Raw genomic sequence first — 21011 nt, forward strand, 5'->3', positions numbered from 1 at the left:
GAAAAAGTGCTTTGACCTGGAGACTGGAAATTTTGACCTTTCACCGTATACTCCCTAAAGGGGAAAAATACTTTATCCCACCCATGTCCCTGGCTGTTGATACCTTTGCAGACCTTTTAAGGGCGCTGGCTTCCAGATATCAGGTGCTGCATCTAAGTGATGCTGTCCGAAAAATCAGAAAAAATGAACTGAAAGGAAAGATTGTCTGTCTTACGTTTGATGATGGCTATCTGGACAATTTAGAGCATGCTGCTGATGTTCTTTTAAAGACCGGCCTGCCTGCAACTTTTTTTGTACCTGTTCATCATATTCAAACCCAGCAAGTTTATTGGTGGGATTATCTTGATTATCTAGCAAGAGAATCAGGCCAGGATTTTCTGGCCTGGACCCAAGATAATGACCCAGATTGGATAAACGATGTTTCTGGTTTAAATAAGGTGACCGGGGAGCCTTTGACCGGAAGTCCGGCCAGAGATCTGGTCAGAAGACTAAACTCCATATCCAGACAGAACAGAGAAGAATATCTGTCCAAGCTTGCCTTATTTTTCGGACCTTATCAGGGACCAAGGCTCCTTATGGACATCAGCGAATTGAAAAGACTGATTGATTTGGGCTTTGAAATCGGATCCCATACTGTTTCTCATAACCCCCTGACAGACTTGACTCTGGGGCAGGCTGAAAGTGAAATCAGTCAATCCAGACAGGTCTTGGAGCAGATGTGCGAAGCAAGGATCCAGGCTTTTTGTTATCCCCGGGGCGCTTGGAATAATGAGCTTGCCGGGCTGGCTGAAAAGTCTGGTTACAGCTGTGCTGTAACCACTTGCTTCGGCTCAAACCGTCCAGGCCAGAACATGTATTCTTTGAAGAGAAGAAACATTTCTGATTACCATGGGATAAGATCCTTGTTCCCGGTGCTTATGAGTCTGATGGAGTTGTCGGGCAGGATGGATTTTTTATTGTCTTCCAGGAGATAATGCATGCTTCCTCTGAGGACCATGGCCTATTTTGGGCTGTTCAGCCTGGCTGTTCTTGGTGCAATACTTTATCATCCCATAGTGGGAATCTACGCATATCTGGTCACATATAATGTCAATCCTCTTGGCCAGTGGTGGGGCGGATACCTGCCAGACTTTGCCACCAGATATGCCTTTATTCTGGCGGTGGCCACATCCATCGGGGTATTTCTGCACTGGGGCAAATTGAGGATGCAGACCGTGCTGGAAAGACAGGAAGTGCTGCTTATTCTTTTTCTCGGGGTGATCTGGCTGTCTGTACTTCTGGGCCAGGGATGGGGGGTCCACTATAATGTGATCAAAATGACCAAGGTCGTGTTCATTATTCTTCTGGCTTCCAGGATAATCACCACGTTCTCCTTCTATGAAGGGATGCTCTGGGTGCTGATAATTTCCGGACTTTACCTGGGTTTTGAGATGTATTCCGGTTCAGGGGTCAGAATCGGAGGCAGGTTTCATGCAGGAGTAGGCGGATCTGATTTTGGCGAGGGAAATTTTTTGGCAGCCCATTTTGCCTATGTGATTCCCCTGATCGGGGCTCTTTTTCTAAAGGGAACCTGGAAGTCTAGAGGGATCTGCCTTGTTTCGGCTGTATTTATCCTCAACGCCATTGTCATCACCAGGTCCAGGGGGGCTTTTCTGGCCCTTGGAGTTGGAGCACTGGCAGCGATTTTCCTGACCATCTGGCTGAGAGGGCATCGCAAGAAGATAGCTGCTCTTATGGTGCTGGGGGTTGTGGGAGCGGTGTATCTGACTGATCCTGGTTTCTGGAGCAGGATGGAGACTCTGCAGGTCAGCGATGAAATCACTGAATCCAGGGATGCTTCGGCCGTGGGCAGGCTGGTTGCCTGGAGAGGGGCCTGGGAAATGGCTCAGGACTATCCTTTAGGCGTGGGTGTGAACGAGTCGTTCAACTTTCTTGGGATATATGTGCCGGAAATGGAGAACAGGGACATCCACAACACCTATCTTAGATGTCTGGCAGAGCTGGGATTTCATGGCCTTTTGATGCTGGTGCTGTTGATCGGTAATGCATTCTGGATGCTTTACAGGATAGACGGATCAGCCAAACATCTGTCTCAGGACCGTGGAATGGATTACTACCTGCACTCCTTTGCCCTTAAGATCGCCATTCTGGTTTATCTTACAGCGGCCATATTCATTTCATCTGTATTTATTGAAGAATTCTACTGGCTGCTCATGATGCCGGTTTTTCTAAAGCGCGCTTTGGATAATGATCTGTATGATGATGCTAGGCCTGGAGGCAATGAGGCTTGAAAGCCTTGAGGCTGGGATGTTGGGCGGATGCTCTGAGTTACAGGTGGAAAAGCCAGGATGCCCGGAGGATTTGGGATGACCTGGACTGCAAGGTTAGGGCTCGTTTTCCTGTAGAAGAAAAAGACGGACTGACATTTCAGTTTCGTCGTGCACCATTGTCCATACAACCAGTATAGTGGTGGAGGGGTGCTCGCAAAATGAAGACAAAGAGCTTGCCCACTTTGTCAATATTTCTTTTGGTTCCCAGGCTGAAACAAAATACTTGCTTCACCCTGCCAGTTCAATGAAACACCAGGATGAATCCATTTCTGCAGACATTGAAAGGCCAGTACGAAGCTTCTGGCCTAAAACTCTGGAGTTTTTATCAGCCAGTAAACAAGGGCGCACAGCATAATGAATAAAAATTTCATTCCGGATTCCCACCTATCCAGGCTTCCAGTCAAAGTCTGCCTTATTTCTCCCTTCCCTCCGCCTTACGGCGGTATGGCAGTTCAGGCGGAAAAGCTGGCTTCTCTGCTCAGTGCTGCTGGCTGTCAGGTCTCAAGAGTCAGGACAAATCCGTCTGATTATCCGGGTTCAGGCATTATTTCCCGTATTCCTGTCCTTCGAACAATGATTAACATGTCTGTTTTTTTGAATAATCTGCGTAAGAAGCTAAGAGAGACGGAGCTGGTCTACTTTTTTACTGGTTTCTTTAACTTTTTTTTCTGGGTGACCTATCCGGCCCTGATTCTGATTCTATTTTCCGGCAAGCCGGTAATACTCAGCGCCAGGGGTGGCGATGCCCGCAGGTTCTTCCTCAAATATAAAAAGAGGGTTGTTCCGGTCCTGAGAAAAGTTGACCTGATAACCACCCCTTCAGGCTTTCTCCAGGATGCTTTTAAAGATGTTCTGGAAATTGAAACCGTGGTCATTCCCAATATTGCGGATCTGAAGCAGTTCGAGTTCAAGGAGAGAAGCGTGTTCAGACCAAAGCTCCTGGTCACCAGGAGTCTTGAACCCATTTATGATGTTCAAGCAGTCATCAGAGCCTTTCAAATTGTGGCCCGGAGCCATCCGGATGCACTTCTCGGCATTGTGGGCAAAGGCAGTCAGCGAGGAAAGCTTGAAGAGCTGGTTGCTGATCTTGGTCTTGAATCCAAAGTCATTTTTTACGGCCAGGTCAGCCATGATCAGATTCAAAAGCTTTATCAGGATTACGACATTTATATCAATGCCTCCCAGGTGGACAACCTCCCAGGGGTAATTCTTGAAGCCTTTGCCTGTGGCTTGCCGGTTGTTTCTACCAATGCCGGAGGCATCCCCTACATGGTGGAGCATGGAAAAACAGGGCTGCTGTGTGATGTGGGAGATTACCGGGTCCTGGCTGAAAACGTTCTGCGCATTCTGCATGACCCTGATCTGGGCAAGTCTCTGGCATTGGCCGGAAGAGCTGAAACCTCCAGGTACTCCTGGGAACGTATCCAGCCAATGATGAGAAATATGTTTGCTGAATGTGGAAAGAATATGAAGAATTGAATGTTTTGGGGACAGAGAAGCAATGTTTACTAAAAAGGAACTGCTCTGGTATAAAGATCTGGTTTATTCAAAAAAAATCGTAATAATATTTATGATGGAGGTACATGATTCATTTGATAATATAAGCAAAACTGATGATTATTATATAAGAAAGGCTGACTATTCAAGTATAGACGATCTGCTGTTGTTTCATGACTTGTACTGCATGAAATGGAACTACCTGTTTAACAAAGAGGAAGTTTTAAAAAGGTTTGATGAAGGACATATGTGCTTTGCAGCGTTTTCCAAAGACAAACATGAAATAGTAGGATTTTCATGGTATGCTATTAATAGTGTCTATTCCAGAGATTTGAAATGCTGGTTTGATATAAATAATATTTCAACCATTTCATATAATACTTTTGTCAGGGAAGATTTTAGGGGCATGTCAGTACAGCCATCTATAAGAAAACAGGCATTCATTGATTTAAAGAAAAGTGGTGTAAAAGATTGTTTCAGCTATGTGTCTGATAAAAACCAGAAGATGATCAGGTCTATCCACAAAAACAACGCCAGGGTGGTTGGAACAGTGGAGTACGGCTACATGTTGAGTAAATATTACGTGAACCCTAAAATTCCTGCTGATCTGGGAATCCGGGCCAGGCTGGGTAGTACTGATCATTTCCTGGTGTGTTTCAGTAATTAATGATGAAAAACAGGCAGATATCAGGGGAACAAGCATGAACGGAAATAATCAGCTCCAGCATCAAAGCCCTGAAGCTTTTGTCCGCGACCTTTTTGAAGTTTGTAAAAGAAATTCCGGGGAGGTTTCCGGAAGCAGGGCTGCCTCTGAGATAAAGAGTCTTTTGAAAAGAAACAATATTTCGGTCCAGGAGCTGGTCAACATCCTGGAGAAGCCGGAGAAGTTTCTAGGATCGTTCAGCCAGTTGCCCGGACATGTCTGCAGGTCAATGTCAGAATCAGCTCTTTATCATGTTCAGGAGGCTTATTATCTGACTTCTCGGATTACCAGGTTTCTGGCCCATGGCCCGGTATTTATCCTGGGTAGAGCGCTGGTCAGTCTGGGCTGGAAATGGAACGGACAGCAAATAGAACCCAACAGGACCACGCGTCTGGGAAGATGGGTGATCCTGTTGGCCAGGCTGTCTTCCAAGGCATTTCTCAAGTTTTTTCGTTTTTCCGTATTATACCGGTCTCCTTTTTTTCTGGCACTTTGGAAGTATTGTTCTCTAGATCCAGGGAGAATGGTTTTTGATTACGTTGAGGAAATCCCGGTTGATCCAAGGCTGGGTCCTGTATTTCATTGCAAAGATAAAAACATCACTGGGACATGCCTGATAGGTATAGATTTTTTATCATCTGGAAAAAAGTTCTACTACCTTGAAAGCAATCTTAACCCCGGTCATCAAAGCTACCGCCTGAATCTTGACCCTGGCGGGGATCCAGTAGCTCTGAAGCTGTTTGCCCGGGCATCAGACCATGGATATCGGCGGGTATGTTTTTTTCCCCACAGCATTGATGTCTTTCTGGAAAGGGAAGTTCAGAAAGCATGGGAAGAAACAGCCAGGAAATATAATATCATTTTCCAGGTAGTAGAAGATCCAGTGGTTGGATCTCCCTGGCAGCGGCAAAGGAGCTTTTTTGTTGATCTGGATCAGGGGAATATGCTGGTAGTCAACGGAAGATATGTGGTCAGCCCCTTGTCATTATTGATAGCGGAAAAAGGCCTTCTTGACAGAGAAATTCGTCAGTCTGCAATTATGCTGGGTGATGTTGTCCGCCTACAGGATGAAGTCCTTGCTGAAGACCATGTTCCTGAAGTTACACTGGACTCAATTTTTCCCAATATCATCATGAAGGATAAGAGATTTGATCAGGCCAAGGGGATTACCCTTTTCAAAAGCACTACACTTCCAGAGCAGTGTGCTGAAAATAATGTTTTATGTTATAAGTTTGTTGAACCGGATACCATGATCATGAATGTCCAGGGAAAACAAAAAAAGTTTGTTACTTCCTTCAGGACTTACCTGCTGGTTACTCCGGATGGGCCATGCTACCTGGGAGCCAAAAAAAATATCTCTACAATTCCACTTCCTGAGAAACTTGCCATGGGAAAAGTGAATGATATTCGGCCTTACATTGCTCATGTACTTGCTGACGGGTATTCCGTTGCTGTGACTGACGAAGAGGATATGCTCTGCCGGGAGGCAACCATGGGGCTGGGAAGGGCAATATCCGGGTTTATTCAAAGAAAGATCAGTGTCCATCCTGGTCATTGCTGATGCCGGACATGCTGAGAAATACATCAAATGGAAATCATGGTGATTCAATGCCCAAGGTAAGTGTCATTATTCCAGCCTTCAATCCCGACATAGGCTATCTGCTGGAAACTCTTGAAAGTGTGTGGGAACAGACCTTCAGGAATTTTGAGGTGATAATTGTTGATGATGGCTCAACCAATGGATTTGTCAAGGATCTTCCCCGCAAGTCTAACCTCAAGATCATTCAGCAGGAAAACAAGGGCCAGCCCAGAGCCAGAAGAGTGGCAGTAGAAGCCTCAAGTGGAGAGTATATTGCCTTGGTGGATGCTGATGATCTCTGGTTGCCTGAAAAATTGACCAGTCAGGTGGCTTTTCTCGATGCTGAGCCTGATCTGGATTTTATTTTCACCGATTTCTTTAATTTTGATTCAAAGGGCATTAGTGATTCTTCATATTTTGCTGATAGATTCACCAGCAGGAAAAGTCATTCAATTCCTGTGTCCACAAACCGCAAATGGTACAGGTTGAGCAGAGATGCCCTTGGCTCCTATCTGGACGGCAACTACATCCTTCAATCAACTATTCTGGCAAGAAGAAAGTCATGGCTGCAAAAGAATATGTTTCTCAGTCCCTGCATTCCACGTGAGGGGTATGAATACCTTGTGCGCAGCATGCACCGGCTATCGATTGGATTTATTGACGAACCTTTGGTCAATCGAAGACTTCATGACAGCAACATATCAACAAATCAGGAAACTTTTCTGCTGAACACCATTCACATTGGTGAAAAGGCCCAAAAATATCCCTGGGTGGGTGATGAAAATAAACACTGGCTGAAAAATTCAGCTAATAAAGCCCGGTTTTCGCTTGCCCGGGATTATTTTTTCAGATCAAACCATGCCAAGGCGCGTGAGCACTTAAGGCATCTTTGGAAGGAAGAGCAGGCAAGTTGGAGGATCTTCGTCCTTTACATGTTCACCCTGCTGTTCCCTGGGAAAATGATTTCTCTGGCCAGGACATTGAAGAGGTTAATCATTCACCAGAAGGATAAGCTCGGAGTTTGAATCAGTGAACTGCGAAAATCGGGCTGGCTCGACTTTTGCTTGATTAAATTTTTTGCTTAATTTTTACAACACGGTGGAGTGTTCATGACATCCTGGTTTCATTCAGCAGATGAGCAGCAAATATTTAACTTTGATCTGCCATATCAATGCCGGGGATGGCTTGTGGTGGACAGTGTGGGTGGAGGTCAGTCCACAGGCGGAATTCGCCTGGGAAAAAACATTACCCAGGATGAAGTCCGGGAGCTGGCACGGGAGATGACCAGGAAGTTTTCTTTCCTGGGCCTGCCCATGGGTGGGGCCAAATCCGGCATCAATTGTCCGAGGACCTTATCAGTTGAAGAGAGAGCTTGTCTTTTTCAGGAAGCGGGCAAAGCCATGGCTTCTTTTCTCAGGTCAGGAAGGTATAATCCCGGCACTGACCTTGGAACATATCCTGAAGACGTGGAGAACGTATTTACAGGAGCTGAAGTAAAAAAAGCTCGGAGTGGTTCGCCTCTCAACCCTGGAAAGTGCACTGCATATGCAGTCTATGGTGCGCTGAGTGCAGCAGCATCCAGGCTGGGCATTCCTTTTGCCAGGATCAGGGTGAACATTCAGGGCTTGGGCAAGGTCGGCCTGGAGCTGGCCCGACTTGCCAGGGCAGGCGGTTTTCAAATTACCGGAGTGAGCACGGTCCATGGAGCTGTACTCAACAGCCAGAGGTTGAACAATAGTTTTTTTGAAGAGCTGGCAAATAAAGGTGAAGACTATTTCAAGGATCTGGGCGGATTTGACCTGATTGTTGATCCGGATCAACTTCTGGCGCAAGAGTGTGATATCCTTTGCCTGTGTGCAGGATCCCATCCCATTGATGACCAGAATATCCATAAACTGAAGACCGGGGCTGTAGTGTCGGCCTGTAATGTTACTGCCAGACCTGATCTGGAAAAACTTCTTCACGAGAAAGGCATTTGTTATCTTCCTGGATTTGTATGTAATTCAGGAGGGATACTTGGCCCCATTTTTCGTTCGTATTCCTTTGATCAAGACGAGCTCCATAATGCCATATATCAGGGAATTCACTGGAAGACCCTGAATATTCTGTCTGAGGCCGATAAAAGAGGATGTTCCCCTCTTGAGGCGGCTCTGGCCAGAGTGAGTCAGAATCAGCTGCGTTTTGCCATGGAGTCTGAAGCAGAGAGGTATGGAACACTTGGCAAGGTACTTATCAGGCTCAGGTGCTCAGGAGTAAAGGAGATCACCAGGACTCTGGTCTGGCCCCTGCTTCAGGGTGCTGTGGCAGCTCGAGGAGGTTTACGCAGGAGTCTGGCCAGGAAAATAATCCAACAAAGGCTTTTCAGTTGAAAGGTTTTGCTGTGACATGAAAGAAAAAGAAAATTCTCAGAACAGTGAAATTTGTGTTGCCATTGAGTCCAGATATGCAACTAGGGAAAATATCCATAAGATCAACTCAATAGTGCCTGATGCCCAGATTCGGGCGTATAAGGTGTTATTCAGGAACCAGACAGTCAGAAAATTGAGGGGGGGGCTTAGAAAAATATTACCCTGGTCGGTTTACTCCAGATTTGAAAAGATTCTGGATCAGAGGGCAGAAGCCCAGGATATCGTATGGATGGATGGCTCTGCTGAGGAAGCACAGGGAACAAGGGTTTTGCTCTGGCCTCCAGGGATGCTCCCTGAAACCGGACTGACCCTCACAAGAGAATTCAAACCCGACTGGATTCATTCGCTGACAGCGGGAGTTGACAGAATACCCTCCAGTCCCGGATATGTCCTGACTAATTCAGGTCAGGTAAACAGTCAGGCTATAGCTGAGTTTACTCTGGCCCTGGTCCTGGCCCTGGCCAAAAATTTGCACAGGCATGTGCGTCAGGGCATGAACCGGGTTTGGAAGCCTGTCATGTCAGACAGGATTGAAGGAAGAGTCCTGGGCATAATAGGTCTGGGAAACATCGGCGGCAAAGTTGCCCGGCTGGGAAAGAATATTGGCATGGAGGTCTGGGGGATCAGGAAAACAAAAGCTTCCACTGACCATGTGGACAAAATATTCAGACCTGATCAACTGAAACCGTTTCTCCAGGGCGTGGATTATCTGGTACTTGCAGTTCCATTGTCGTCAAGCACCAGAAACCTGATTTCTCAAAAAGAATTTAGTTATATGAAGCCGGATTCGTGTTTGATAAACATCAGTAGAGGAGCCGTGGTAGATGAGGATGCCCTGTTCAGAGCCCTGGACGGGTACAGGATAAGGGGAGCTTGCATCGACGTGTTCAAAGATGAAAGGCCCCTGCCTGGAAACAGTCGTTTTTACAGGCTCTCCAACCTGATTATCACGAGCTACAGTGCATTTTACACCCCGGAGTCGGTTAAAGACATGCTGGGTGTCTTTTTTAACAACCTTGAACATTATGTTGCAGGTCAAGCATTGCTGAATATTATTGAGAACAGGAAAGATGGATAAAATAAATGTGCTCATAACCATAGACACCGAGCACAGCATCGGAGGGGCTTTTCGTGATCCGAGCCTTAAGCCGGTGGGCAATGATAAACGGATTTTCGGACGGATAAATGGTAAAGAATACGGAATTCCCCTGATCATTGATATTGCCGATGACTTCGATATCCGGCTGACATTTTTTGTGGAGGTTCTCAATAAGCACTATTTTGGTGAAGCAGAGACCTGTCAGGTCTGTGAGTATATACTTGCAAGGGGACATGATGTGCAGCTTCATCTTCATCCTGTTTTTCTCAGTTTCAGAGACAACAACCCTGTTCCTGGCAAGAAACCGGACAACATGTACGCCTACACCTTTGAAGAACAGGTTGAAATCCTGGGATACGGTAAGGAGCTGCTTTCCTCATACACAGGATATGAACCTGTGGCTTTCCGGGCGGGAAATTATGGTGCTGATTCCCATACTTTGCTTGCTCTGGCCAAAACAGGCTTTGTCATGGACAGCTCTTACAACCGCCGCTATCACCGGGCCGGACGGATGAATGTGGGTCCTTTTTTCAATGATATCGGTGAAATAAATGGAATACTGGAAATTCCTGTCACCAGCTTTGTTCAAAAAAGTATTACAGACGGTGGACAGGTCAGGCCCATGGACATTAATGGGGCCGGCTTCCAGGAGATGCGCCATGTCCTGGAACAGGCGCATGCTTCAAGGATGAGTGCTGTAACCATTGTAATGCATTCATTCAGTTTCATTAAGGCCTTCGATCCACAGTACTCCAAGTGCAGCATCAGGATGAATGTAGTAAAAAGATATACAAAGCTCTGTTCTTTTCTGAATAAGAACAGGGAAAGATTCCAGACTTCAGGGTTGCAGGGGTTTGCCAGACTGGCATGTGCAAGAGCTGACAATAATTCAGGATCAGGACTGCCGGTGGTTCCTTTCAGATACTCATTGTCGAGAATGGCTGATCAGGCTTTGGGCGAGTTGATCAGCGGCAAGAAATTTATTCTGTAACCTTTTGCTCTCTGGATATACCAGACATGACTCAAACCAACGCAACCGGAAAGATAAAGGTTGAGCACGTAGTAAAATCGTTTCGGGTCGGTGGGCTGGAAAAAATAATAAAGTACCTGGTCCTTAATTCCGGCAGTAGGTTTCTTCCAGGGGTAACGGTCCTGCAAAGAAGCGGTCCTTTTTCCGAAGAAGTTTCCCGGAAAGGACACAGGGTGACGGTGTTCAATGCGTATGAACGGAAGATTTCTGCCATTCGCCTGGTCATGGAGATGGTATCCGCATTCAGGACTGTTCGTCCGGATATTGTTCACTGTCATGATACTGAGTCCTGGATTTATGGGACCATTGCGGCTCGGTTGAGTGGTGTAAAAAAGGTCGTTTTCACCAAGCACGGACATATGGAAAATTTCAGTCGAACCTTGGCTGCAGAATGCAGAGTTGCATCGTGGTTTACCAGAACCATTGCCGCTGTATCGCCTCAGGTCAAGGATGAGCTTGTTTTTAGACTAGGCATCAATCCTCTTAAAATAGATGTTGTGTACAATGGGATAGACAGCAAGGCCTTTCATCCTCCTGAAGACAAAGGCCAGGCCAAAGAGCATTTAGGATTGCCGGCGGATTCATTTGTTGCCGGTTCAGTAACCAGGTTTTTTCAAGTGAAAAATATCGAGATGCAGATGGATATGATTGAAAGGCTGAAGGATATGATCCCTGGATTTCATTATCTGCTGGTTGCTCCCATGACTCCGGCCGGGGAAAGAATCAAGCAGGATGCCGTGAAACGGGGACTTGAAGATCATGTTCATTTTCTTGGTTACAGGTCGGATATCCCTGAGATCCTGCAGGCCATGGATGTATTTGTTCTTACCTCATTTTCTGAGGGTACTTCTGTAGCCCTGTTAGAGGCAATGGCATCAGGATGTGTTCCTGTTGCAAGCTCTACAGGTGGAACACCGAATTTGATAGAACATGGCAAAAACGGCTTTCTTTTTGAAATAAATGATCTGGATGCACTCTGCGGAAATGTGTTGAAATGTTTTGAAGACAGGGAGGCAAGATCAAATATTATATCTGGAATAGGCGAGAATCTGGGGAAATATACCATGGAAAAAATGGTTGAATGTTATGAAACAGTTTATCTGAAATAAGGCCGGAACCTGCCATGAATGTCCAAGGAGTATACTATAAGGCTTTTTCAAGCCTGTCTTCCACGGTCTTCTTTGGGGTACGCTTGAAGAATTACCTGCGCACAAAGAAAAGTGCAGATCTTCTTGAACTGATTCACTCATATTATGAATATGAGGCCAGGGTTCTGAACCTGAATTATGAAATATGCAAAAGTAAAATCGTGCAAATAACAGACGGCAGAACTGCATTTAATTTTTCTGGTTCCTACACCGATTTTGACGGAAAACCTACAATGATTCTGGCGGGAGACAAGGAATATTCCTATTCGGTCATGGACAAGAACAATATTCCGGTTCCCAGACATCAATTTATAAAAAATGGAGATTTCAGATCAGCCTTGGCATTCAGAAAGAATCCTGAAGAACTGGTCGTAATCAAGCCGGCCAGGGATACCGGGGACTCCACCGGGGTCTTTGTTGGTCTGAAAAATACGGCGGAAATTGTGATAAGCATGTTTAAGGCCGGACTGTACGGAAAAGATGTTCTTGTTGAGGAGTTTGTGCATGGAACCAACTACCGCCTGCTTTTTTTCAAGGGGAAGTTGCTCAGTGCCTGTTCCAGGATTCCGGCCAGGGTGGTGGGGGATGGCAATTCCACGATTTCTCAGCTGATTGATCAAACCAACTTCGGCCGGATGGAGCAGGGGGTGGTGGTCAGATATCGACCGGATTCCAGGCCGTTACGATATAAAATCAAGATAGATCAGCAACTCAAGGAAACTATTGCCAGGCAGGGCTTTAAACTGGACTCGGTCCCGGAAAAGGATGTTATTGTTCATCTTCAGAATATTTGTCATTGGCTCAAAGGGGGTGAATATTATGATGTTTCAGACAGGATTGCTCCGGAAATCATCCAGACCTGCGCAAAGGCAGTTGCCTGCCTTGGGGTCAAGCTGGCCGGAGTTGACGTTATTGCCCAGGATATCAGCGATCCTTGTAAAGGATATGTGATAAATGAAGTCAATACCACTCCCTGTCTGCTGGTTCACTATGAGGTGCAAAACAGGGATATGGTGAAGCCGGTTTTGAATTTTATTCTTATGGATACTTTTGGCCTGTCTTAACTTAATGTAGAGTAAGGTTTTTTATGAAATGGTATATTAAGAAAAATATTTATTCTCTTCATAAGATGCATACATTTGCTTATGATCTTGACTCATATAACAGGATTCCTGTGGAAGAGATTGACTCTGGTGTATCTGATATGAAGAAACTGTACTTTAAGCATATTAAAAAAAGCGATTCTGTTTTTGAAAGCAGAATGCTCAGTGCTTTTAGCAAAATGGATTTCAAGCCAAATTTCAATATCGAGGAGCTAAGAAAAAGGTTTGGCTTGGGATATTTTCTAACAATAACTGAAACTGAGCATAAAGAGATAGTTGGCTGGACGTGGGCGGCAGTCAAGAAGGTTTTTTTTGATGATTTTAACTGTTATATAAAAATTAAGCCAAAACATGCCTTTTCATACAGTACTTATGTACATAAAGACTATAGAGGTAAAAAACTAAATCACTTTATGAAGGAAGTTAATTTCTATAATTTAAAACAGATGGATTACAATTGTATTTGGGCCTTAGTTCATACCTGGAATAAATCATCCATCCGATCTCTTCAGAATATGAAGTGGGATTCAATCGGATATTATAAATTTTTAAAATTATTTTATATGAATTTTCACTATCCTCCTGAGTCAGTAAAAAGTTAGCCAACACTTAACTGGGCTGGAAATGTCATTGAAAGTTGATAAAAATAAATTTTTGATTTTTCTGTTGGGCTTAGGGCCTAATCATTACAGTATAATACGAAATATTAACGGGCTGGCCCAGGTAACTGTCCTGTCCAGTTCAGATCATATGGCGTTAACCAGGATACCTGTCATCCAGTATCAGTTGAGCCTGGAAAAAGATGAAGGTGAAGTCCTGGCAAAGCTTTTAAAGCTTGGAGAAGATTCTGCAGCCACCAAAGTGCTTGTTCCTGCCACTGATGAGGAAGTGCTGTTTCTGGACCGGCATCGATCCAGGCTGGAAAGAGAGTATGTCCTCTGCCTTCCCAGGTCAGATGTGCTCAAGGTGGTTGTGGACAAATTCCAGCTTCAGGATGAGCTGCACAGCCATGGCCTGAGTTATCCACAATCTGTTCTGGTATCCCGGCCGCCAGGACCGGACAGCAATCTGGCGGATTTTTGTCATCCCTGTCTGCTGAAGCCTGTTTTCTCCAATGAATGGAAAACCGGGCAGGCTGAGGGCCTGGTGGGAGCGAACAAGGTTGTGCTTATTAATAATAAGGATGATCTTGTAAGGGAATACACCAGGATTTCTCCCATCAGCAGGCAGGTGATCCTCCAGAAAATAATTCAACAAAAGGACCTGGAGAATTATTCCTTTTGTTCCTATTCAGACAGAAATGGTAAAATACTTCACGGGTTTGTTACCCAGAAGCTCATTCAGTATCCAGACAGATTCGGAACAGCTGTGCTTTGCCGGACTGTTGAGAACAAAAGAATATTTGAATACGGCAGCAGGGTGATTAATGCCTTGAAATATGACGGTATTGCTGAAACCGAGATCATAGTGGAAGCTGGAACAGATGATCTTTTTGTAATCGAGATCAATCCCAGACATTGGATGCAGCACAGGCTCTCAACCAGGCTGGGGATGAATTATACCCTTCTGGACATTTACTATCGACTGGGCATGCAGGATAAAGTTGATGAAATGCTTTCCAGACACAGTAAAAACAGCCCGGCCATATGGATTGATGATGTAGGTTACATGATCTTTGCGCTTAAGAATATGCTTCATCCGGGTAAGTATTTTTTTAAAGAAGTAATCTCCAGTCAACGGGAGTATTCCCTGTTCTCAGTTGATGACTGGCGTCCATTCTGGCATACTTTGAAGTCAAAATTCAAAAGGATTTAGTCAGTGCCTGAAGCAACTCGTCCTGTGATTCTGGGCCAGTTCGGTCCCCCGACTCTGGCCTGTATCCGCAGCTGGGGCAGGGCTGGGATGAGCACAGGGATGATCTGCGTTCAGGAAAAACAGCATACTGTTCCTGGATCACGGTATTTGAGCCAGTACTGTCTGCTGCCCAAGGACAGGCTTTACACTGTTGAGGGCCTAAGGGTGATTGCGGGTTTCCTTGAGTCTTTCCGGGCCAGTGGATTGACCTGTATTAATGAAAAAATAGCCTGCTGGATTCAGGAAAACAGGGCAAGCCTTCCTGCAAAAGTAAAAATATGGCTTCCTTCCATTGAATCCATTCAAAACGTCTTGTCCAAGGAACAGCAGATTCAAACGGCTGCTGAATGCGGCTTGCCGGTTCTTCCAACTTATTTCATCGACTCTCTTGGCTATGATCTGACCAGAATTGAACAGGGCCACTATCCATTGTGTATCCGTCCGGCCGGAAGAGGGACTATCAGTCCCGGATTCAAGGTTAAACTGATCAACAACCCCTGTGAATTTAGAAATTTTTTGAGCAGGGTTAATGTCTTTCAAGCCAAGATCATAGCTCAACCCTTTATGAACCTCCCCAATATGGTGATTCATGGGGCCAGGAGCCATGGCGGCCCTGATATCAAAGTGCAGGGTTTTTTGGTGGAGAGAAAATTTGAAGGTGTGACCCTGACTATTAAGGCCTGCAAGGTCGGTTCGGATTTGCTTGAAAAGTGTGCCGCCTTCACAGAAAAATTTGATGTTACAGGGCCTTACCACTTTGAATTTCTGTTTGACCCCAGAAAGCAGGAATCCTGGTTTATGGAACTCAATGCCAGGCTTGGAGGGACCACAGCCAAGGTCCTGGCGTGTGGCTATGATGAACCCATGCTGGCCCTGCAGGCTTATGGTGCTGCTGAAAAGTCCCTGGCTTGCCTTAATACAAAGTCTGTGACCAGTCGGATATCTCTTATGAAATATATTCTGCAAAGTATTTCTGGAGATATTGAGCCTTTTGACTATCCATCTGAAAGATTATCAGCAAGGCTTATCCATTCAATTGTTATCTTTTTAACATACCGTGATGATGTGTTAAGCTTTAAAGATGTCTCTGGTACTTTAAGTTTATGCAGACAGCTGGAAATAGTGTAATGAATACTGATTCAGTCATGGTCATTGGAATGTCCACGCCCATGGCCCTGCAGGTTGTCAGGTCACTTGGTTCCAATGGTATTTCGGTTTATGGAGTTTCATCAAGCAGGATGGATATTGCTAACTTTTCAAGGCACCTTCATAAACATTTGATGATATCCAGTAATAATATTTATCAGAATATCGACATTATTCTTTCTTATGTTAAAAAATACAGGATAAAGTTTATTATAGCTCTTGGGGAAGTTCAGATATGCGCATTGAATGAGCACAGGTCATTGTTTGAAAAATATTCAAAATTTTTATTTCCTGAAGATTCAAAAATGCAGATTGTCCTTGACAAAAAAAAGACCATCGATCTTGCCAGGTCTCTTGGACTGGACGTACCGCAAACCACACTTATAAAGGATAAGGGTGATATGGAATCTCTATACTCCTTTCCTTTACCCTTCATAGTCAAACCTGTGTTTCGTTCTTATAACTCCAGTGAGAAAAGAAAGAATGACTTTCGTATAAAATACTTTACCTCATATATAACAGCAGCAGAATTTCTTCAAAAATACGTTGAACTGGAGTATCCCTGTTTAGTTCAGGAGCATTGTCAGGGGGAGGAAACCTGTGTCGCCTTTTTGCGATATCAGAAAAAAATTGTAGCCCATTGCCAGTTTAATTTTGCAGGTCTTTCGGAAATTCCTGGCATACCATCGATAAAGGAGTCTGTTGAAACCGACGGATATCTGTATGACTATGGGAAAAAGATGCTGGATGCCCTGGACTGGGAAGGGGTGGCTCTTTTTGATTTTATCAGGAGAGACTCTGGTTCTTCTTATATCCTCCTGGAAATTAATGGGAGATTCTGGGGTTCAACCACCCTTTGTTCAAGGGCCGGCGTTGATTTTCCCTATCTGCTATATAGGACTGTGGGCCTGGGAGATTCAAGTATCTGTGATGTTTCACCTGTTCCTGGGGTAAGGGTCAGAAATCTTTGCGGTGTCACCAAGGTTTACTTTAAGAGTATTTATCGGGAAAAAAGTTTATCTTACTTTAAAGATGCAACCATTGACTATTTGAAGCCTTTTTTAAAGCCTGGACAGCAGGAAGTTCAGCTTCTCAGGGATCCACTGCCGGGTGTTGTAGATATTTTTCAAGGGATACGGAGCCTTTTTCTCAGAAAAAAAGTCCGTAATCCCCAGGTGTGACTCAGACTTCTTGTAATTAACCAGAGCAGGGCCAAGGCTTGCTTTGCCCTGCTGATCAAGACATGAAAAAATTTCAACCTTGGTGTCAGGCCTGGGGGTAGCTGATGGCTGTGAAAAATTTAATCATTCTGACCACAGGCTCCAGCGGAAGCTCAGTCCTGGCCGGAACAATAGGGTCAAAGGGTTTATGGTTGGGAGATGAGACCAAAAAGTTAGGCTTTGACACCTATGAGAATGCCGAACTTGTTGATCTGGATATTGAGATTTTGAGACTATCCGGGTTCAACCGGTATGACTGCAACGACATTCCTGGACCAGGAATTGAAAGAATTGAGAGACTGGCTAAAAACCCTGACGGGCTTGACCGTTTTGTCAGGTTTGTTCAGAAGAGCCAGGAGCACTCTCCCTGGCTGTGGAAGGATCCCAGGTTGTCATTTACCATACATTTCTGGGCTCATTTTCTGGATTTAAAGAACATAAACTTCATTTTTATTGAAAGGGAACCGGACCAGAGCTACACAGGTTTGATTCTTAAAAGAAAGATTCCCATGAGTTACAGCCAGCATAACCTCATGAATGATAACTACAAAAAAAGTTGTTCTGTGTTTTTCTGCAGGTATGGTCTTTCTTATCTGCATTTGACCTTTGAGGATTTCCTGGTGGAGCCTGATGAATATCTGCAGAGAATCAGCAGCCACCTTGACCTGGATATCAGCCTTTCTGACTTGAGAAAAATCTACAAGGGTAAACTTCATCAGAAAAGATGGTCTGGAACTGATTTCTTCAAAGCCCGAATCTTATACAATTTTTATAGATATGCCCGACGAGACTATATAAAATTTCCAAGAATTGATCATTAGGAGCAATATAGCTTCAGGTTTGATTCAGGCACAAGCTGGAGCCGGGTCGTCAATTGCCATGCCTTGGACAAAATTCTACTGAAATAACATGCTTTCCCGTGACATGGCCAACAACACTTTTGAATATTGGTATGATCGACGCAACGATCAAGCCCTTGTTCCAGGCAGTCATTATTTTCACACCTGGATGGCCCTGGCTGCTTTTGAGCTGGACAGGATGGAAGCAGGAAACATGCTTCTTTCCGGATATTTGAATCTGGAAAAGACAGGACATCCTGAGTTCAACAAACACGCGCTGCTCCTGATCTGTGAGCGGCATTCCAGTGCAATACGTGCTGATCTTGCTGAAAGAGTGCAATCTCTTGCCCTAAGCCTTGCCTTTTCAGTTGATTTCAAGACCAGGACGGGTAACAACTGGCTTGTATTAAGAATGTTTCTGCATCTTAAGCTTTATGCCCTTTACAGCAGGATGCAGGATCTGGAGCAGTTCCGTCACTACTTTTTTCAAATGTTTGATCTTGAGCAGGGGGGAATGTTTTGTGACTTTCCACCGCCCTGGGCAGAGGCTGTAAAAGAAAACAAGGCTTTTCCCCTGACATATTCATTCAAAATCCAGGCCCTGTTCATGGAATGTCTAGGCCTTTTGAGGTCATTGGATATTGAGCCTGAGCTGCAAAGCAGGCTTGAAATGTTCCTTCCAAAAAACCTGGTCACTCATCTTTCCCTTATAGCTCCTGATGGAGAAGCCCTTTACTACGGCAGGTCTGACAACACCCTTTTTGGTTATGCCAATGTGCTGAGCGTTCTTTCCATGCTGGAAAGACATCAAGCCGTTGAAAGCCTAAAAACCAGGGTCTGGAAATACATTGAAGGCAAATTCTCTCGTAATGACACCCTGATCCGCTGTGTTCCCCATAATGGGTTCAGAGATCCCTATGTATATGACAGCGTGTATACAGCCTATTTTCTGGCCCGGACTTTGCTATCTGATACTTTGAATCCGGTAATGGATTATACCCAGGAGGCTGAAAAGACTGTTGTTACCCTCCCGGTGGGAGTGATTGTCAAAAGAGAAAAGTTTTTCTCTTTTATCAGCAGCGCAGGTTGCAGTATCCCGGACAAGGGCAGTGACTTCAGAGGCTACCGCTATACAGGGCTGACTCCCATGAAGATCTGGCACGATGAAGGAACTGAGGAAGATCTGCTTTCCATCAACAGAGCCAGAATTAATCCAGCCAATCCTGAATTGCCTTTGTTGCCGGTTTATAATGGACCAGGGTTTAAGCTCATTCCTCACGTTTTCAGTATTTCCGAGATTACAGTTCATAATAATGGTTGTCTGATTTCAGGGGAGGCTTTTCCGGTTCTGGTCTTGGGCAGCCGTTTCTTGAGAAGGATTTGCAACAGGATTCCTTTTATCAGAAAGGTGCTGCAGGGGGTGACAATCAAAACCGGTCTGTTCAAGATTGTTCGACGTGTCGCTGTGGATGCAGTAAAGAAAAGAGTGACCATTAAGGACAGGCTTGGTGCTGGGACATATTGCTATTACTTATCCGGCCGGTGGAGGGTTGATGGATCCTCGGTCGAAACGATTGGAGGCCAGGACGGGGTCATCATTGTCCGGGCAAAAAAATATATTGAATTGACCTGTGACCTCAAAAAAAAGCATGCGTGAAAATTCAGAGAAGAAAGTTTTGGTAATTGCATACCATTTTCCGCCTGAGCTGGCAGTTGGCTCCATCAGGCCAAAGAAGGCAGTAAAATTTTTGGGTGAACTGGGGTGGAAACCATATGTGCTGACCATCAGGGAAAAATATATCAGCAACATAGATCCTGACCTGGAAAAACAGTTGCCAGGAGTTGAAATATCCAGGACTACTGTCTGGCCCACCCCCCTGCAGTTGGCCGTAGCCTTGAAGGCTGCTCTGCCCGGAAAAGGCGGGCAGCCCCGAAACAGCCATCCCAAATGTTCTCAGATTGAAAAAGATACTGGCAAACCAGGCAATAAAGGGTGGATGGCTTCTGCCAAGAGGGGCCTAGTATCCCTGAACTGGATACCTGACAGCCGGATGGGCTGGATGGTTCCGGCAGTGGCTGCCGGTCTGAAAATTATCAGAAAAAACAGGATCAGCCTGATACTGGCTACATCCCCTCCGTTTACCTGCAGTGTTATCGGCGCTGTCCTGGCCTGCATCACCAAAGCAAGGCTGGTGGTGGACTTCAGGGATCCCTGGACCCATCTTCAGGACCGCAAGCCTGCTGAGGTGGTCAGTCCTGTTTCCACCAGAATCGAATCCTGGCTGGAAAAAAAAGTGATATCCAAGGCTGATACAGTGGTGGCCACCACAAAAAAATACCGGGATGCCTTGCGTTCAGCCCATGGTGATCAGCCAGCGGACAAGTTTGTGACCATTTATAACGGGTATGATGCGCACGATATTGAGGAAGTCAAATCCAAAACCATAACCCCAGGTATATTCACTATAAGTTATGTGGGAACGTTTTACCGGGACCGCAACCCGGAATACCTGCTCAAAGCCTTGGCTGAACTGGTGGATGAAGGAACCCTGAGCCGGAAAAATCTGAGGATTAACTTTGTGGGACATGTGCTTAAGGCTGGAGGGAGTTGCGTGGAAGAAATGATTGCCGCCTCAGGACTGAAGGACCAGGTCAGCCTGACCGGAATGGTCCCGTACATCGAAGCCCTTGAGTACATGGCTTCTTCTTCAGTGCTTGTTCTCCTGGCCCCCAGCTATTACTACCAGATCCCGGCCAAGACATTTGAATATCTGGCTTTTAAAAAGCCCATCCTGGGACTGATGGATGAAGGCGCTGCCGCAGACTTGATTCGCAGACTTAATGCCGGATTGATTGTCCGCCAACATGATGTTCCGGGAATAAAAACTGCCCTGGTCAGGCTCCACAGGAACCATGTCCAGAATGGAAAAGAGTTTCAGAGGTATGATCCTTCTGAATTTGAGCGCAGAGTGACCATTGGGCAGATGGCCGACGTACTTGGTCGGATCCAGAGTGAATCCGATTCAGTCCAGGGAAGGGCAAAAGGGTGATGAAT

General features: G+C 45.3%; 19 protein-coding genes. All 19 read left to right on the plus strand.

Translation table 11 applies throughout. The annotated features are described in order from the left end of the window. The first annotated feature begins 32 nt into the window (after positions 1-32). Complete coding sequence (locus tag P771_RS0112390; RefSeq protein ID WP_161635975.1) at positions 33-974, plus strand: polysaccharide deacetylase family protein; 942 nt, start codon at positions 33-35, stop codon at positions 972-974. 3 nt (positions 975-977) lie between these two features. After that, positions 978-2291 (plus strand): O-antigen ligase family protein, encoded by a 1314-nt coding sequence (locus tag P771_RS0112395; protein WP_028575389.1) that lies wholly within the window; start codon positions 978-980, stop codon positions 2289-2291. Positions 2292-2469: 178 nt separating this feature from the next. Beyond that, complete coding sequence (locus tag P771_RS19245; protein ID WP_161635976.1) at positions 2470-2685, plus strand: four helix bundle protein; 216 nt, start codon at positions 2470-2472, stop codon at positions 2683-2685. Next, entirely contained in the window at positions 2685-3809 is a 1125-nt protein-coding gene (locus tag P771_RS0112405; RefSeq protein WP_028575390.1) for a glycosyltransferase family 4 protein, read from the plus strand. The genes P771_RS19245 and P771_RS0112405 overlap by 1 nt, the downstream gene beginning before the upstream one ends. A gap of 22 nt (positions 3810-3831) precedes the next feature. Further along, positions 3832-4494: a hypothetical protein gene (locus tag P771_RS0112410; RefSeq protein WP_028575391.1), complete on the plus strand. Its 663-nt coding sequence runs from the start codon at positions 3832-3834 to the stop codon at positions 4492-4494. A 34-nt stretch (positions 4495-4528) separates the two neighbouring features. Then, positions 4529-6091, plus strand: coding sequence for a hypothetical protein (locus tag P771_RS0112415; RefSeq protein WP_028575392.1), 1563 nt, complete (start codon positions 4529-4531; stop codon positions 6089-6091). Between the two features lie 47 nt (positions 6092-6138). Further along, positions 6139-7134 carry a glycosyltransferase family 2 protein gene (locus tag P771_RS18425; protein WP_161635977.1) on the plus strand — a complete coding sequence of 332 codons (996 nt, stop codon included), beginning with the start codon at positions 6139-6141 and terminating at the stop codon, positions 7132-7134. Between the two features lie 84 nt (positions 7135-7218). Then, entirely contained in the window at positions 7219-8478 is a 1260-nt protein-coding gene (locus P771_RS0112425; RefSeq protein WP_028575394.1) for a Glu/Leu/Phe/Val dehydrogenase dimerization domain-containing protein, read from the plus strand. 16 nt (positions 8479-8494) lie between these two features. Further along, positions 8495-9595, plus strand: a complete 1101-nt coding sequence (locus P771_RS18430) for an NAD(P)-dependent oxidoreductase (protein WP_051617320.1) — start codon at positions 8495-8497, stop codon at positions 9593-9595. Further along, on the plus strand, positions 9588-10607 hold the full coding sequence (locus P771_RS0112435) for a polysaccharide deacetylase family protein (protein ID WP_028575395.1): 1020 nt from the start codon (positions 9588-9590) through the stop codon (positions 10605-10607). Before P771_RS18430 ends, P771_RS0112435 begins: the two co-directional genes overlap by 8 nt. A gap of 26 nt (positions 10608-10633) precedes the next feature. Beyond that, positions 10634-11755, plus strand: coding sequence for a glycosyltransferase (locus tag P771_RS0112440; protein ID WP_028575396.1), 1122 nt, complete (start codon positions 10634-10636; stop codon positions 11753-11755). Between the two features lie 14 nt (positions 11756-11769). Next, on the plus strand, positions 11770-12858 hold the full coding sequence (locus tag P771_RS0112445) for a hypothetical protein (RefSeq protein WP_028575397.1): 1089 nt from the start codon (positions 11770-11772) through the stop codon (positions 12856-12858). A 23-nt stretch (positions 12859-12881) separates the two neighbouring features. Further along, a complete protein-coding gene (locus P771_RS0112450) occupies positions 12882-13499 on the plus strand; it encodes a GNAT family N-acetyltransferase (protein ID WP_028575398.1) in 618 nt (205 codons plus the stop codon). A gap of 148 nt (positions 13500-13647) precedes the next feature. Further along, positions 13648-14712: a hypothetical protein gene (locus tag P771_RS0112455; RefSeq protein ID WP_150112195.1), complete on the plus strand. Its 1065-nt coding sequence runs from the start codon at positions 13648-13650 to the stop codon at positions 14710-14712. Between the two features lie 3 nt (positions 14713-14715). After that, on the plus strand, positions 14716-15879 hold the full coding sequence (locus P771_RS0112460; protein ID WP_028575400.1) for an ATP-grasp domain-containing protein: 1164 nt from the start codon (positions 14716-14718) through the stop codon (positions 15877-15879). Beyond that, positions 15879-17078 (plus strand): ATP-grasp domain-containing protein, encoded by a 1200-nt coding sequence (locus tag P771_RS0112465; protein ID WP_028575401.1) that lies wholly within the window; start codon positions 15879-15881, stop codon positions 17076-17078. The genes P771_RS0112460 and P771_RS0112465 overlap by 1 nt, the downstream gene beginning before the upstream one ends. 110 nt (positions 17079-17188) lie before the next feature. After that, complete coding sequence (locus P771_RS0112470) at positions 17189-17938, plus strand: hypothetical protein (protein WP_150112196.1); 750 nt, start codon at positions 17189-17191, stop codon at positions 17936-17938. Between the two features lie 88 nt (positions 17939-18026). Next, a complete protein-coding gene (locus tag P771_RS0112475) occupies positions 18027-19613 on the plus strand; it encodes a hypothetical protein (RefSeq protein ID WP_028575403.1) in 1587 nt (528 codons plus the stop codon). Positions 19614-19632: 19 nt separating this feature from the next. Beyond that, positions 19633-21006, plus strand: coding sequence for a glycosyltransferase (locus P771_RS0112480; RefSeq protein WP_161635978.1), 1374 nt, complete (start codon positions 19633-19635; stop codon positions 21004-21006). Positions 21007-21011 lie beyond the last annotated feature (5 nt).

The organism is Desulfonatronovibrio hydrogenovorans DSM 9292 (assembly GCF_000686525.1).
GTDB classification, from domain to species: domain Bacteria; phylum Desulfobacterota; class Desulfovibrionia; order Desulfovibrionales; family Desulfonatronovibrionaceae; genus Desulfonatronovibrio; species Desulfonatronovibrio hydrogenovorans.